The following is a 15,663-nucleotide window of genomic DNA, read 5'->3' on the forward strand; positions in this document are numbered from 1 at the left end:
ACAACGCCTCTTTCATCCCATCAACGCCTTCGGGAGCCTAGAGGCCCATGGTCGAAGCTGACACCACACCCGCAACGGCCGCGCCCCCCAAATCGGCGCCCCCGAAACCGGCGCATACCGGCGCGGTCATCGCCGCGTCCGACCTGTCGCTGACCTTTCAGACGGCCGACGGCCCCGTCCAGGCGCTTGCCGACATCGATCTTGCGATCCATCGCGGCGAATTCGTCTCGCTGATCGGCCCGTCCGGTTGCGGCAAGACCACCTTGCTGCGCGTCATCGCCGATCTCGAACAGCCGACGTCGGGTGAGATCACCGTCAACGGCGTCTCGCCCGATGCGGCGCGGCGCGAGCGCTCCTACGGCTATGTCTTTCAGGCGGCGGCGCTTTATCCCTGGCGCACCATCGCCAAGAACGTCGCTCTGCCGCTCGAAATCATGGGTCTGCCGAAGGCGGAACAGCAGAAGCGGGTCAAAAAGAACCTCGATCTCGTCAACCTCGCGGGGTTTGAGCGCAAATTCCCCTGGCAGCTTTCCGGCGGCATGCAGCAGCGCGCCTCCATCGCCCGCGCGCTCGCCGTGGAGCCGGATCTTCTCCTCATGGATGAGCCTTTCGGCGCCCTCGACGAGATCGTCCGCGACCACCTCAACGAACAGCTCCTGCAGCTCTGGGCCAAGACCAACAAGACCATCGTCTTCGTCACCCATTCGATCCCCGAAGCGGTCTTCCTGTCCTCGAAGATCGTCGTCATGTCGCCGCGCCCGGGCCGCATCTACGACGTCATCGATTGCGGCCTCCCCCGCGACCGCGGCCTCGACATCCGCGAAACGCCGGAATTCCTGGCAATCGCCCACCGCGTCCGCGAAGGCCTCCGCGCCGGCCATTCCTATGAGGACTGAGATGTCGGAGCGCGACCTTGAGATCGATCCGACTGGGGCGTTTTTGCGCTCACAAGCCGGCCTGAAACAGCGGGGCGGCGGCGACGCAATTGGCGTCCCCCTCCCCCTTGTGGGGAGGGGACAGGGGTGGGGGTCGAACGAAGACCTGAAGGCGGCCGCTTGTCCGCCCGAAAGCCCAGTCGGAGAGCCCCGCCCATGAGTGAGATCGCGGAGCCCGGTGGCGGGGTCGGTTATGCGCCGCGCGTGTGGGTTCAGCGCATCTTCGCTGGCCAGACGGGCCCGGTTCTCGTGGTCGTCGCGGCGCTGATTCTCGTCTGGTATGCGGGCGCGATCTATCTCAACGCCCCGCAGCAGATCGACCGTGACCGCCGTGCCGGCATCGAACGCAATTTCATCGATTTCGCCGCCGCCACCTACGCCCAGGAGCGCCCCGTCCTGCCTGCCCCGCACCAGGTCGCCGCAGAGATCTGGAAGACGACCGTCGAGGTGAAGCCGTCCTCGAAGCGCAGCCTCATCTACCATGGCTGGGTGACACTCTCTTCGACCCTCACCGGCTTCGGCATCGGCACGCTTCTCGGCATCGTGCTGGCGATCGGCATCGTCTCCTCGCGCACCCTCGACAAGAGCCTCATGCCCTGGATCATCACCTCGCAAACGATCCCGATCCTGGCGATCGCGCCGATGATCGTCGTCGTGCTTGGATCGCTCGACGTCCCGCCGATCTGGGCGAAAGGGACGGTCTCCGCCTATCTCGCCTTCTTCCCCGTCGCCGTCGGCATGGTGAAGGGGCTGCGATCGCCCGACCCGATGCTGCTCGATCTGATGCGCACTTATTCGGCGAGCCCGGCACAGACGATGGCGAAGCTGCGCCTGCCGGCCGCGATGCCGTTCCTGTTTGCGAGCCTCAAGGTCGCGATCGCCATTTCGCTGGTCGGCGCGATCGTCGGCGAGATGCCGACGGGCGCCCGCGCCGGGCTCGGCGCGCGCCTTCTCTCCGGCTCCTATTACGGCCAGACGGTGCAGATCTGGTCGGCCCTCCTCGTCGCGGCCTTCATGGCGGCGATCCTCGTCACCATCGTCGGCATCGCCGATCGCATGGTGCTGCGCCGCATGGGGGTGAAAGCGTGAGCGCAGCACACGTCACCGCCGAGCGGCCGCAAAGCCAGGGCGCATTTCTTCTCACCCTCCTCGCGGCGATCCTCGCCATCGTCGCGCTGCCGTTTCCGGTGGCCGAAGGCGGGTCGCGCGTCGCCGGTTCGTCGCTTCTCCTCGGCGCCCTCCTCCTCGTCGTGCCGATGGCCGGCTGGCCCCGCATCGTCGGCTTGCGCCTTCTCCTCAATGCCGTCATCGCGACGGCGGCCTTCACCCTGCTTCTCTTTTTCCTGTCCGCCATCGAAGGCCGGGCGGGGCTCGGCTTTTGGGCGACCCTTGCCGCAGCCGCCCTTCTCACCGTGCAGGTGATGCGCGATCTCGCACGCCTGACGGAGGGGCGGCCGACGCCTCTGCGCCGCGCCTTCTCGCTCGCCGTACCCGTCGTCTTCGGCCTTTGGCTCCTGATCTTGTGGGAATGCCTGGTGCGCGGCTTCGGCGTGCCGCCTGTGCTGTTGCCGCCGCCGAGCGCGATTGCCGTCACCTTCGCCTCCTCGCTTCCCACGCTCTGGGCCGATTTCAGGCAGACGTTTCTGAAGGCGGTCATTGCCGGCTATGCGATGGGCTGCGGCGCCGGCTTTCTCCTTGCCCTTCTCGTCGACCGCGTGCCCTTCCTGAAGCGCGGGCTCCTGCCCGTCGGCAACCTCGTCTCGGCGCTTCCGATCGTCGGCATCGCCCCGATCATGGTGATGTGGTTCGGCTTCGACTGGCCGTCGAAGGCGGCCGTCGTCGTCGTCATGACCTTCTTTCCGATGCTGGTGAACACGGTTTCGGGCCTCAATGCCGCCGGCGCCATGGAGCGCGACCTCATGCGCACCTATGCGGCGACCCACACCCAGTCGCTCATCAAACTGCGCCTGCCGGCGGCGCTGCCCTTCATCTTCAACGCCCTCAAGATCAACTCCACCCTCGCCCTCATTGGCGCGATTGTTGCAGAGTTTTTTGGCACGCCGATCGTCGGCATGGGGTTCCGCATTTCGACCGAAGTCGGGCGCATGAACATCGACATGGTCTGGGCGGAGATTACCGTCGCGGCGATCGCCGGATCGCTCTTTTACGGCCTCGTCGCCATGATCGAGCGGGCGCTGACATTCTGGCATCCGTCCTACCGACATTAGGGCGGCGGCCCCAAAAAGAGAGGGAGAATGGTATGAAGCGAGTTTTGGCAGCTCTCGGACTGGCCGTCGGCATGTCCGCCGTCGCCGCCGGTCCCGCGGCTGCGGACGACAATGTCGTCCTGCAGCTCAAATGGGTCACCCAGGCCCAGTTCGGCGGCTATTACGTGGCCCAGGACAAGGGCTTTTACGAAGAGGCCGGCCTTGATGTCGAAATCAAGCCGGGCGGCCCCGACATCGCGCCGGAACAGGTGATCGCCGGCGGTGGCGCCGATGTCATCGTCGACTGGATGCCCGCCGCCCTTGCGGCCCGCGAGCGCGGCGTCCCCCTCGTCAACATCGCCCAGCCCTTCGCCAAATCCGGCATGGAGCTCACCTGCCTCAAAGAGACCGGCATCACCAAGCCGGAGGATTTCAAAGGCAAGACGCTCGGTGTCTGGTTCTTCGGCAACGAATATCCGTTCCTGTCGTGGATGAGCCATCTCGACATCCCGACGACGGGCGGCGAGGACGGCGTCACCGTCATCAAGCAGGGCTTCAACGTCGACCCGCTCATCCAGAAGCAGGCCGATTGCATCTCCACGATGACCTACAACGAATACTGGCAGGTGATCGACGCCGGCATCCCGGAAGATGAGCTCGTCGTCTTCAAATACGAAGATCAGGGCGTGGCGACCCTCGAAGACGGCCTCTACGTCATGGAGGAGAACCTTCAGGATCCCGAATTCGTCGACAAGATGGCCCGCTTCGTGAAGGCCTCCATGAAGGGCTGGGACTATGCCCGCGAGCACCCGGACGAGGCGGCCGAGATCGTGCTCGACAACGACGACACCGGCGCCCAGACCGAAAAGCACCAGAAGCGCATGATGCGCGAAATCAACAAGCTGACCGAAGGCTCCGACGGCACCCTCAATGTCGAAGATTACGACCGCACCGTGAAGACGCTGCTCGAAGGTGGTTCCGACCCGGTCATCACCAAGGAGCCGGAAGGCGCCTACACGACAGCCGTCACCGACAAGATGAAGGAGATGTGAGCCGGGCTCACGTCACATCGCGCGCATGACAATGAAAGGGAGGCTCAGGCCTCCCTTTTTTCTTCCCCGCCGGCACGGCTGTCCCCATCACCCTCATCGCCCGGCACTTTCGCGGAGACGATCCTGAGCGCCAGGATGATGAAAAGCCCGATCCCGGCCCCAAGCATGGCGATGATGCCGTAACCGAGGCCGGCCGCGGCGCCGATCGCCCCCGACAGCCACATGCCCGCGCCCGTCGTCAGCCCTTCGACCCGGCCGCGCGAATGCAAAATCACACCGGCGGCAAGAAAGGCGACGCCCGCCGTGATGGAATCGATGAGCCGGATCGGGTCTGAGCGCACATTGTCCCCGGCGCCCTCGTAAAGCGCGACGATCTCGAGCGTCAAAACCGCAAACGTCGCGGCCGCGAGCGCCGTCACCATATGCGTGCGCAGACCCGCGGGCTTTGCCTGCCACTCGCGTTCGAGACCGAGAATCGCCCCGAGCACGGCCGCCAGAATGAGCCGTGCCGCGATGACCGCGACAGGCGTCGTCGTGGTCTCGAACAGACCGTTCAGGGCCAGGCTCAGTTCCTCCATGCCGCTCCTCCTCGCCGTTCCTCAGACAGGGAGCGAACACATGTCTTGCCCTCCGGTTGCGTCGCATTCCAACCGAAGCAGAGCGCCCGAAACGAAAACGGCAGGCGCTGGGGCCTGCCGTCTCCTCACTCGTCGATTTGCCACAAATCGGCCGCAGCGGGCTCAGCCGTGCTTCGCCTTCGCCTCGATGCGCCGGCGATAGAGGATGGGCTCGGTATAGCCTGAAGGCTGCACCCGGCCCTTGAGCACCAGATCCTTGGCCGCCTGGAAGGCGACGCTGTCGTCGTAATTCGGCGCCATCGGCCGGTAGCTCGGATCGCCCTCGTTCTGACGATCGACGACCTTCGCCATGCGCTCCAGCGTCTCCACGATCTGCGCTTCGCTGACCACGCCATGGTGAAGCCAGTTCGCCATATGCTGAGACGAGATGCGCAGGGTCGCTCGGTCTTCCATCAGCCCGACATCGTTGATGTCCGGCACTTTCGAGCAGCCGACGCCCTGGTCGATCCAGCGCACGACATAGCCCAGAATGCCCTGCGCGTTGTTGTCGAGCTCGGCCTGGATCTCTTCGTCCGTCCAGTTCGGGCTCTCCGCCACCGGAATGGTGAGGATGTCGTCGAGGCTCGCTTTCTCGCGGCTCTTCAATTCCGCCTGGCGCTCGAGCACATCGACCTTGTGGTAGTGGATCGCATGCAGCGTCGCCGCCGTCGGCGACGGCACCCAGGCCGTGTCGGCGCCGGCTTGCGGATGGCCGATCTTCTGCTCCAGCATCGCCGCCATCTTGTCCGGCATCGCCCACATGCCCTTGCCGATCTGCGCGCGGCCCCGAAGCCCGCAGGCAAGGCCCACATCGACGTTCCAATCCTCGTAGGCGCGGATCCAGGCAGAGCCCTTCATGTCGCCCTTGCGGATCATCGGGCCGGCTTCCATCGAGGTGTGGATCTCGTCGCCGGTGCGGTCGAGAAAGCCGGTATTGATGAAGACGACGCGGTTCTTCGCGGCGCGGATGCATTCCTTGAGGTTGACGGTGGTGCGCCGCTCCTCGTCCATGATGCCCATCTTCAAGGTGTTGCGCGGCAGGCCGAGCGCATCCTCCACACGCCCGAAGAGCGTGTCGGAGAAGGCGACCTCGAAGGGGCCGTGCATCTTCGGCTTGACGATGTAGACCGAGCCCGTGCGGCTGTTGCCGCGACGCCCGTTCGGCCCGATGTCGTGCAGCGCGATCAGGCTCGTGCACATGGCGTCGAGCATGCCTTCGAAGACCTCGTCGCCGTTCTCGTCGAGCACCGCGGACGTCGTCATCAGATGCCCGGAATTGCGCACGAGCATCAAGGAACGGCCGGGGAGGACAAGCTCCGATCCGTCGGGCGCGGTATAACGCCGGTCCTCGTTGAGCGCGCGGGTCTTCGTCTCGCCGCCCTTTTGGAAGGAGGCGGTGAGATCGCCCTTCATCAGGCCGAGCCAGTTGCGATAGACGAGCGTCTTGTCCTCGCCGTCGACCGCGGCGACCGAATCCTCGCAATCCTGGATGGTGGTGACGGCCGATTCCAGGATCACGTCGGCGATGCCGGCCTGATCGGTGCCGCCGATCGGGTGATCGCGGTTGATGACGATCTCTGCGTGCAGATGGTGGTTCGCAAGAAGGACGGCCGAGGGCGAACCCGCCTCGCCGCGGAAGCCTGCAAACTGCTCCGGCGCTTTGAGACGGACGGAACGCCCCTCCTCGACCCAGACGGCGAGCGCCTGGTCCTGCACGGACAGCCCCTTCGCGTTGCGCCAGCTGTCGCCGTCGAGCGGGAAACATTCATCGAGGAAGCCGCGGGCATAGGCGATCACCTTCTCGCCGCGCTTCGGATTGTAGCCGCCGCCGATCTCCGCCCCGTCGTCTTCGGAGATCGCGTCGGTGCCGTAAAGCGCGTCATAGAGCGAGCCCCAGCGTGCATTGGCGGCGTTGAGCGCATAGCGCGCATTCATCACCGGAACGACGAGCTGCGGGCCCGCGATGGTGGTAATTTCGCGATCGACATTGTCGGTCTCGACGGTGACCTCGCCGCGCTCCGGCTGCAGATAGCCGAGCTCGCGTAGGAAGGCGGTATATTCCGCCGCTGAGGTGCCCTTGCCGCGACGCTGGCGGTGCCAGTCGTCGATGCGCGCCTGCAGCCGCTCACGCTCGGCCAGGAGTGCGCGGTTCTTCGGGGTGAGATCGCGCACGATCGCCGCGAAGGAATCCCAGAATGTCTCCGGCGCGATGCCTGTGCCGGCCAGAGCCTCGTTGTTGATGAAATCATAAAGCGGGCGGGCAACCTTCAGTCCCCCGGCCTCGACACGGTCACTCATGACGCATCCCCCTGTTCTCGCCCTCCGGTCGCTTGCCAACGTCCGGAGCATGGTGTTGTTGCCGTGTGATCTAAGGAATTTTCCATTCTGTCAAACTGGCGGAAAGGCTGAGAGGCGGGGTTCGAAAGTGTCAGAGCCGAAAATCGAAATGGTCGGAGGCTTCGGCCTCCTCTTCATCATGGCGACCGAGCAGGAATATCGCAGCGAGCTGCGGGCGCGCATTCACCCCCTGATCACCGGCGTCGGCCCGGTGGAAGCGGCCATCAGCACCACGGCCTTCCTCGCCCGAACGAAGCCCGAGGAACGCCCGGATCTCCTCGTCTCCATCGGCAGTGCCGGCTCCAGGGCACTCGAGCAGGGCGCGGTCTACCAGGCGAGCCACATCAGCTTCCGCGATATGGATGCCTCGCCTCTCGGCTTCGAGAAGGGGCGCACGCCCTTCCTCGATCTTCCGGCGGAAATCGAAATCCCGCAGCAGATCGGCGACGTCGCCGCCGCAAGGCTCTCGACCGGCTCCAACATCGTCTCCGGCGCCGCCTATGATCTCATCGATGCGGACATGGTCGACATGGAAGGCTTTGCGGTGATGCGCGCCGGCCATGCCTTCGACCTGCCGACGATCGCCCTCAAAGGCATCAGCGACGGCAAGGCGGACCTCCGCCATTTCCGCGACTGGGCCGACTATCTGGAGGCCGTCGACGAGTCTCTCGCAAAGGTGATCGACCGGCTGGAGGGCGCCATCGCCGCCATGGATCGCGCCTACTGGACGCAACTGCCACATCGCACGGCGGCGCGCTGAGAGCCCGCCGTACGCGGGGTTTCGGCAGGAGCCGCTTTACCGCCATAAAGGCGCCCCTTATGCTCGCCTGACGCAGAAAAAGTGTTGGGGAGCGTGCGGTGTTTGCACTGTTTCGCGGATTTCCGGCGGCCCTTGCCGCCCTTGCCGTCGTCTTTCTCACTCTCCAGCCAGAGCCTGCGAGCGCCCAGGCACAGGAGCGCCGGCTTCTGACCACGGAAGGCGCCGACTATTTCGGCGGCGATTACGACGTCATCAAGGATGTCGAGCTCGAAGGCTGCAAACGCGCCTGCGTCGTCGATGGCCGCTGTGCCGCCTTCACCTACAACACCAACGCCAAATGGTGCTTCCTGAAGGAGGAGGTCGGCGATCTCCGCGCCGTCAAGGCCGCCATCTCCGGCCGCATCGTCACCTCCGATCTGCCGACCTTGTCGCTTGCCGAAGAGCGCACGGCCGAGCTCTCCTTCCTGCCCTCGCGCTTCATCGACGAGGCACGCCGCCTCTCCGGCGATCTGGCGCGGGCCGACGGCGCCTCCTCGCTCGACGCGGCACTCGCCCTGGCCGACAAGGCCGCGGTGAACGGCAACTATCTCCTCGCCGCAACGCAACTCAAAAGCGCGCTCAAGATGGCGCCGGATCGCGTCGATCTGTGGCTGCGGCTTGCCGCCGTCAGCGCCGAGGCGACCTCCGACGACTGGCAGACCCGCCAGCGTCTCGCCGAAGAGCGCACGGCCGCCGCCGTCGACGCCTACCTCCACGCCCGCGGCTCACGCGACCGCGCCGCAGCCCTTGCGCTTCTTGCCCGCTCGCTTGGCGAGCGTGACGAGTGGAAGCCCGCAATCAAGGCCTACCGCGCAAGCCTCGCGCTCGAAGAACTGCCGGACGTGCGAAGCGCCTATGAAAGTGCGGTGGCCGAACACGGCTTTCGCATCGTCGACCATCAGGTCGATTCCGACGCCGCCGACCCGCGCATCTGCCTCAACTTCTCCGACCAGCTGCCTGTGACGCGTTCCGATCTGAGCGATTTCGTCTCGATCGAAAATGCCGACAATCTCGCCGTCGAGGCAGAGGGCCAGCAGATCTGCATCAGCGGCGTCGAACATGGCCGCCGCTACCGCATCACCGCCCGCGCCGGCCTGCCGTCCGCCGACGGCGAGGCGCTTCTGAAATCGGCGACCCTCGACATCTATGTGCGTGACCGCTCGCCCGCCGTGCGCTTCTCCGGCAACGCCTATGTCGTGCCGGCCGGCGGCAGCGCCTCCTTGCCCGTCACCACCGTCAACACCTCGACCGTCGAGGCTTCGCTCTACTGGATCGCCGATCGCGGCATCGCCGAGACCCTGCGCAACGGGAATTTCCTCGACCAGCTCTCCCAATGGCAGGCGGACGAGATCGAAAGCGAGAGAGGCCGCAAGGTCTGGGAAGGCAGTGTCGACGTCGAAACCCGCCTCAACCGCGAGGTGGTGAGCGCCATTCCGATCGGCGAACTCGTCGACGACCTTGAGCCCGGCATCTATGTCCTCGTCGCAAGCGCGGAAAACGACGCCCAGGATTGGGGCGCGAAGGCGACGCAGTGGTTCCTCGCAAGCGATCTCGGGCTTGCGACCTTCGCCGGCAATGACGGGCTCGATGTCAGCCTGCGCTCGCTCGCAAGTGCGGAGCCCGTCGAGGGCGTGCATCTGCGCCTCATCGCCACCAGCAATGAGATCCTCGGAGAAGCCGACACCGATGCGGACGGCAAGGCGAATTTCGCCCCCGGCCTCATCCGCGGCACCGGTGGCATGGCGCCGGCGCTCCTCGCCGCCGAGACGAAAGACGGCGACTACAATTTCCTCGATCTCACAAAACCGTCCTTCGACCTCACCGACCGCGGCGTCGAAGGACGTGCGGCGCCCGGCCCCGTCGACGTCTTCCTGACGACGGAGCGCGGCATCTACCGCGTCGGCGAGACCGTCTATCTGACGGCGCTGGCCCGCGATTCCCGCTCAACGGCGCTCACCGATCTGCCGCTGACGGCAAAGATCACCCGCCCGGATGGCAAGGAAGACCGCCAGGAGCTTCTCGAGGATGAAGGCCTCGGCGGCGCGCTCGCCGAGATCGCGCTTTCCGACAATGCCATGCGCGGCCAGTGGCGCGTCTCCATCCACACCGACCCGAAAAAGCCGGCGATCGCCGAGACGACCTTCCTGGTGGAGGATTTCCAGCCGGAACGCCTCGACTTCACGCTGGAAACGGAGGCAACGCAGTTCGAACCGGCGAACCCGCCCGAGATCAGCGCCGATGCCCGCTTCCTCTATGGCGCACCGGCCGCGGATCTCGACGTGGAGGCGGAAACCATCGTCTCCACCGCCGACGAGCTTGACGGCTGGGCGGGCTACCGCTTCGGCCTTGCCGACGAAACCTTCGACACGCAGACCGCGCCCCAGTCGGGCCTTGCAACCGACGAGAACGGCCATCTCGCCTTTCGTCCGCAGCTCCCCGAGACGGCCGTCTCCTCGCATCCCCTTAAGGCGACGGTGAATGTCCGCGTCATCGATACGAGCGGCCGCCCGGTCGAGCGCAGCCTCACGTTGCCCCTGGCAGGCGACACGCCCAGGCTCGGCATCAAGCCGGCCTTCGAGGACGAGGTCGACGAGAATTCGACCGCGAATTTCAGCGTCATCGCCTTGTCTGAGGACGGATCGCGGATCGCCGCCGACGGCCTCAGTTGGACCCTCTCCAAGATCGACACGAATTACCAATGGTACCGGTCCGACGGGCGCTGGAACTACGAGACGATCGAGACGCGCCAGCGCGTGGCGAGCGGCGATGTCTCGATCTCCGCCGAGGATCCGGCCAAGATTGCGGCCGATGTCGAATGGGGCAAGTACGAGCTTGAAGTCGCCAAGGCGGACGGCTCTCTCCTCCCCGCCAGCATGACCTTCGAGGCCGGCTGGTATTCCGCCCCGAAGACACTCGAAACGCCGGAATTCCTGAAGCTCTCACTCGACAAGGAGCGCTACCGGATCGGCGACACCGCAACGGTGCATCTGGAGCCGCGCTTTGCCGGCATCGCCCAGGTGATGGTGATCGACGACCGCATCGTGGCGACGAAATCCGTCGAGGTCTCCGAAGGCTCCACCGAAATTACGCTTCCCGTGACCGAAGACTGGGGTGCGGGCGCCTATGTGACGGCCGCGCTCTACCGCCCGATGGATCTCGAAGCGAAGCGCATGCCGGCGCGCGCCCTCGGCCTGTCCTGGGCGGGCGTCGAAAATCCCGCGCAGCGGCTCGCCGTCACCATCGACGCGCCCGAAAGCGCCAAACCGCGACAGGCTTTCGAGGCGAGCGTGGGGATCGCCGATCTCGCCGAGGGCGAAGAGGCCTATGTGACGCTCGCCGCCGTCGATCTCGGCATCCTCAACCTGACTGGCTTCGAAACGCCCGATCCGGAAAGCTATTATCTCGGCCAGCGCCGTCTCGGCGTTGAAATCCGCGACATCTATTCGTCCCTGATCGACCGTTTCCAGGGCGCGCCGGGCCGTGTCCGCACCGGCGGCGATGCGGCACTCGCCCGCTTCGAAGGCCCCGCACCGACCGAGAACCTCGTCGCCTGGCATTCCGGCATCGTGAAAGCCGGGCCGGACGGCAAGGTGACAGTCTCCGTGCCGATCGGCGATTTCAACGGCACCGTGCGCCTGATGGCCCTCGCCTGGAGCGAAAAGGGTGTCGGTCATGCCGAAAACGACGTCCTCGTCCGCGACCCGGTGGTGGTTTCGACCGCCCTGCCGCAATTCATGGCGCCGGGCGACCAGTCCCGCCTCGCGCTCGATCTCACCCATGTGGAAGGCCCCGCCGGACCCGTTTCGGTCGAGGTCGCAAGCAGCGACGAGGACATCGTGAGCGTCGCAGGCTCCCCCGTCGAGACGGACCTCGCCGAGAGCGCCCGCAGCCAGCTCCTCCTGCCGGTGACGGCCGGCAAGGAAGGCGATGCGACCCTTTCGGTCCGCCTCACCACACCGTCGGGCGAGGTTCTGGAAAAGGATCTGGCGCTCACCGTTCGCGATGCGACGCCGGAAGTCGTCCGCACCTCCTTCGTCACGCTCGCGCCGGGCGGATCGGTCGATCTCTCGTCCGACCTTCTCGACGGCCTCGTCCCGGGTTCGGGCAAGGTGCGCGTCTCCGCCTCCGGCGCCGGTCGCATCGACGTGCCGCAGATCTTGAGAAAGCTCGACCGCTATCCCTATGGCTGCGCCGAACAGCTGACGAGCCGCGCTCTGCCGCTCGTCTATCTCAACGACGTCGCAGTCGCCGCCGGCCTCGGCAGCGATGCGGAAACCGACAAGCGCATCGATAAGGCGATCGAATCGGTCCTCGCCTATCAAAGCGCCAGCGGCGGCTTCGGCCTCTGGGGACCGGGCTCCGACGATCTTTGGCTCGATGCCTATGTGAGCGACTTCCTGACCCGCGCCCGCCGCGCCGGCCACGAGGTTCCCGACACGGCCTTCACGATCGCGCTCGACAACCTGAAGAACCGCATCGCCTATGCCTCAGACTTCTCCGATGGCGGCGAAGACATCGCCTATGCGCTTTATGTGCTCGCGCAAAACGGCCGCGCCGCGATCGGCGACCTGCGCTATTACGCCGAGACGAAGCTCGGTGATTTCGCCACCCCGCTCGCCAAGGCGCAGATCGGCGCGGGCCTTGCCCTTTATGGCGATCGCAGCCTGTCGCAGACGGTCTTCCGGCGCGCGGTGTCCGAACTTCAGGAGGCATCATCGAACGAGCGGCGCAGCGATTACGGCTCCAAGCTCCGCGACGGCGCGGCGATCCTGACCCTCGCCTCCGAAACGAGCGCCGATTCCGTCGATCTGCCGCTTCTCGCCAATTTCGTCGCCGACCGTCGTGCCGAGGAAAAGCGCACCAGCACGCAGGAAGACGCCTGGTCGCTGATGGCCGCCCATGCGCTGATGCAAAGCGCCGCCCGGCCGGAGCTCGAGGTCGCAGGCAAACGCTATGACGGGCCGATGTCGACGGCGATCGCGGAAGACGCACTGCAAGGCGAGGGACCGAAAATCGCCAATCTCGCCGCCTCGCCCGTCGATGTGGCGATCAGTGCGACCGGCAAGCCGGCCTCGCCCGAACCCGCCTCCGGCAATGGCTATCTGATCGCGCGCGAAACCTTCACGCTCGAAGGCGATCCTCTCGATCCGAGCCATGTGGCACAGGGCGACCGCCTCGTCGTCGTTCTGACCGTCACCGCCGAACAGACAGGCTCCGGCCATCTCATTCTCGACGATCCGCTGCCGGCGGGTTTTGAGATCGACAATCCCAACATCCTGCGTTCCGGCGATGTCGGCACGCTCGACTGGCTCGATCTGTCGACCGAGCCGGCGCATGTGGAATTCCGCGCCGACCGCTTCGTGGCGGCCCTCGATCGCCAGCCCGACGATCAGACCCGCTTCAGCCTCGCCTACATGGTTCGCGCCGTCTCGCCGGGCGATTTCGTGCAGCCGGCCGCCACCATCGAAGACATGTACGAGCCGGAGCTTCGCGCCCGCACCGAGGCCGGACGCGTGCATGTGGAGGGGCCGCTGCGCTGAGCGAGAACGGCCCCCATACGCGCGGCCGTCGCCGGGGACGACGCCGCCTCGGCATCGGCCTCGTGCTGGCCTGCGTCCTCGCGCTCGCAGCGCCCGCGGGCCTGCGGCTCGCAGTGCATCTCACGCCTCTGCCCGACCTTCACCCGCCGACCTCGCAGCTCGTCGTCGACCGCAACGGCACGCTGCTCCGCCCCTTCCCGGTGGCGGACGGCATCTGGCGCCTCAACGCCGCGAAAGGTGATGTCGACCCGCTCTTCACCCGTCTCCTTCTCGCCTATGAGGACAAGCGCTTCTTCACCCATCACGGCATCGATATGGCCGCGATGGGCCGCGCCTTCTGGCAGATGCTGCGCCACGGGCGCATCGTCTCCGGCGGCTCGACGCTCACCATGCAGGTGGCGCGACTTCTCGGCGACGACGACACGCGCAACCTCGCCGGCAAGGTGCACCAGATCCTCCTGGCGCGCGCCCTTGAGACGCGCCTGTCGAAGGACGAGATCCTCGATCTCTATCTCCTGCTTGCCCCCTATGGTGGCAATATCGAAGGCGTACGCGCCGCCTCGCTCGCCTATTTCGGAAAGGAGCCGCGCCGTCTGACCGCGGCCGAGGCCGCGCTTCTCGTCGCCATCCCGCAATCGCCGGAAGCCCGCCGGCCGGACCGTTTTCCGAAGCGGGCAAAAGAGGCGCGCGACCGTGTGCTCGCCCGCGCAGCCACGGCCGGCGCGCTCCGCTCCGAAATCGCCCGCCAGGCGCGCACCGAAGCCTCGCCGGACACGCGCCATCCCTTCCCGATGCTCGCGGCCCATCTCGCGAACCGCCTCGCCCATCAGCCGGACGCGCCTGCCGTCGTCGCCCTTTCGATCGATGCGGATGCCCAGGCCCGCCTGGAAGCTCTGGCGCACAAGGCGGCAAAGACGCTCGGGCGCAAGACGAGCGTCGCCATCCTCGTCGCCGACCACCGCACCGGCGAGGTTCTGGCCTCTGTCGGTTCCTCCGATCCGCTCGATTTCGCCCGCGCCGGCTTCATCGACATGACGGAGCGCGAGCGCTCGCCGGGCTCCACCTTGAAGCCCTTGATCTACGGGCTCTCCTTCGAGCTCGGTCTCGCCCATCCCGAAAGCCTGATCGACGACCGTCCGAGCGCCTTTTCCGGCTACACGCCGTCGAGCTTCGACGGCGAATATCGAGGCACGGTGACGGTGCGCCGCGCCCTGCAATTGTCTCTGAATGTGCCGGCGATCACACTTCTGGAAGAGGTCGGCCCGGCGCGGCTTCTCGCCCGCATGCGCCGCGCGGGTGTGCGCCCCGCTTTGTCCGACGTCTCGCCGCCGGGCCTAGCGATCGGCCTGGGCGGGCTCGGCGTCACGCTCCGCGATCTCGTCACCTTGTCGGCGGCGATCGCCCGCGGCGGGCGCGCCATGTCGTTGACGGAAGAAAAGGGTCAGACAGGCAAGGCGCTCGGGCGCGTCCTCTCCGAGGCCGCGGCCTGGCAGGTCTCCGACATCCTCGCCGGCGCGCCGACGCCGCTTGGCGCCAAGGCCGACAACATCGCCTTCAAGACCGGCACCTCCTATGGCTACCGCGATGCCTGGGCGGTCGGCTTCGACGGAAACCACGTGATCGGCGTCTGGGCGGGCCGCGCCGATGCGACCCCCGTTCCGGGCCTCGTCGGCATCGAGGCCGCCGCCCCGATCATGCTGGAGGCCTTCGCCCGCCTCGGGCCCACAAAGCGCCTGCGCGCCGCCCCGCCGAACCTTCTCGATGTCGCGACGGCGGATCTGCCGCCGCCACTCCGCCATGTCGCCCGCACCTCGCAGCCGGGCACACCAGGGCCCGAAATCGCCTTTCCGCCGGACGGTGCCCGCATCGACCTCGGCCTCGCCGACCAAGTTGGAGAAGGCCATGGCGAAGCGCTTGCCGTGAAACTTCGCGATGGCGCCCCACCCTTCACCTGGTTTGTCAATGGTCGCCCGGTCGGCCGCACCGCCTTTCGTCGCGAGCTCTTCTTTGAGCCGGACGGTCCGGGTTTTGCCGATGTCACGGTGCTCGACCGAACCGGCAAAGGCGCCTCCGTCCGCGTCTTCCTGCAATAGACCGCTCCCGAAGCCCCAAAAACGCCCCCGACCAAACAAAAAGGCGGCCGCCGGAGCGACCGCCTTGTTTCTTGCCGAAGAGT

The 15,663-nt window shown here is 66.4% G+C and carries 9 protein-coding genes; 7 read left to right on the plus strand and 2 right to left on the minus strand.

Going from position 1 to position 15,663, the window contains the following annotated elements; genetic code table 11:
• The first annotated feature begins 47 nt into the window (after nt 1-47).
• The 4 genes from L0F51_RS11500 to L0F51_RS11515 all read left to right on the plus strand — a co-directional run bounded on the left by L0F51_RS11500 (nt 48) and on the right by L0F51_RS11515 (nt 4,194).
• Nucleotides 48-896, plus strand: coding sequence for an ABC transporter ATP-binding protein (locus L0F51_RS11500; RefSeq protein ID WP_234629256.1), 849 nt, complete (start codon nt 48-50; stop codon nt 894-896).
• Nucleotides 897-1,091: 195 nt separating this feature from the next.
• Nucleotides 1,092-2,024 carry an ABC transporter permease gene (locus tag L0F51_RS11505; protein WP_234629257.1) on the plus strand — a complete coding sequence of 311 codons (933 nt, stop codon included), beginning with the start codon at nt 1,092-1,094 and terminating at the stop codon, nt 2,022-2,024.
• Nucleotides 2,021-3,163 carry an ABC transporter permease gene (locus tag L0F51_RS11510; RefSeq protein WP_234629258.1) on the plus strand — a complete coding sequence of 381 codons (1,143 nt, stop codon included), beginning with the start codon at nt 2,021-2,023 and terminating at the stop codon, nt 3,161-3,163. Before L0F51_RS11505 ends, L0F51_RS11510 begins: the two co-directional genes overlap by 4 nt.
• Before the next feature lie 32 nt (nt 3,164-3,195).
• Nucleotides 3,196-4,194, plus strand: coding sequence for an ABC transporter substrate-binding protein (locus L0F51_RS11515; RefSeq protein ID WP_234629259.1), 999 nt, complete (start codon nt 3,196-3,198; stop codon nt 4,192-4,194).
• 44 nt (nt 4,195-4,238) lie between these two features.
• Here the strand turns inward: L0F51_RS11515 and L0F51_RS11520 are convergent, their stop codons facing one another.
• Both L0F51_RS11520 and L0F51_RS11525 read right to left on the minus strand, forming a co-directional pair.
• Nucleotides 4,239-4,772, minus strand: coding sequence for an MgtC/SapB family protein (locus tag L0F51_RS11520; protein ID WP_234629260.1), 534 nt, complete (start codon nt 4,770-4,772; stop codon nt 4,239-4,241).
• A 162-nt stretch (nt 4,773-4,934) separates the two neighbouring features.
• Nucleotides 4,935-7,109: a malate synthase G gene (locus tag L0F51_RS11525; protein WP_234629261.1), complete on the minus strand. Its 2,175-nt coding sequence runs from the start codon at nt 7,107-7,109 to the stop codon at nt 4,935-4,937.
• 148 nt (nt 7,110-7,257) lie between these two features.
• Between L0F51_RS11525 and L0F51_RS11530 the strand changes: the two genes are divergently transcribed.
• From L0F51_RS11530 to pbpC, 3 genes are all read left to right on the plus strand, one after another.
• Nucleotides 7,258-7,908 carry a 5'-methylthioadenosine/S-adenosylhomocysteine nucleosidase gene (locus L0F51_RS11530; protein WP_234629417.1) on the plus strand — a complete coding sequence of 217 codons (651 nt, stop codon included), beginning with the start codon at nt 7,258-7,260 and terminating at the stop codon, nt 7,906-7,908.
• A gap of 98 nt (nt 7,909-8,006) precedes the next feature.
• Entirely contained in the window at nt 8,007-13,487 is a 5,481-nt protein-coding gene (locus tag L0F51_RS11535) for an alpha-2-macroglobulin family protein (RefSeq protein WP_234629262.1), read from the plus strand.
• Nucleotides 13,488-13,549: 62 nt separating this feature from the next.
• Nucleotides 13,550-15,580, plus strand: coding sequence for a penicillin-binding protein 1C (gene pbpC, locus L0F51_RS11540; RefSeq protein WP_234629263.1), 2,031 nt, complete (start codon nt 13,550-13,552; stop codon nt 15,578-15,580).
• Nucleotides 15,581-15,663: the final 83 nt, after the last annotated feature.

The sequence above is a fragment of the Afifella sp. H1R genome (assembly GCF_021462425.1).
In the GTDB taxonomy this organism is placed as follows: Bacteria; Pseudomonadota; Alphaproteobacteria; order Rhizobiales; family Afifellaceae; genus Afifella; species Afifella aestuarii.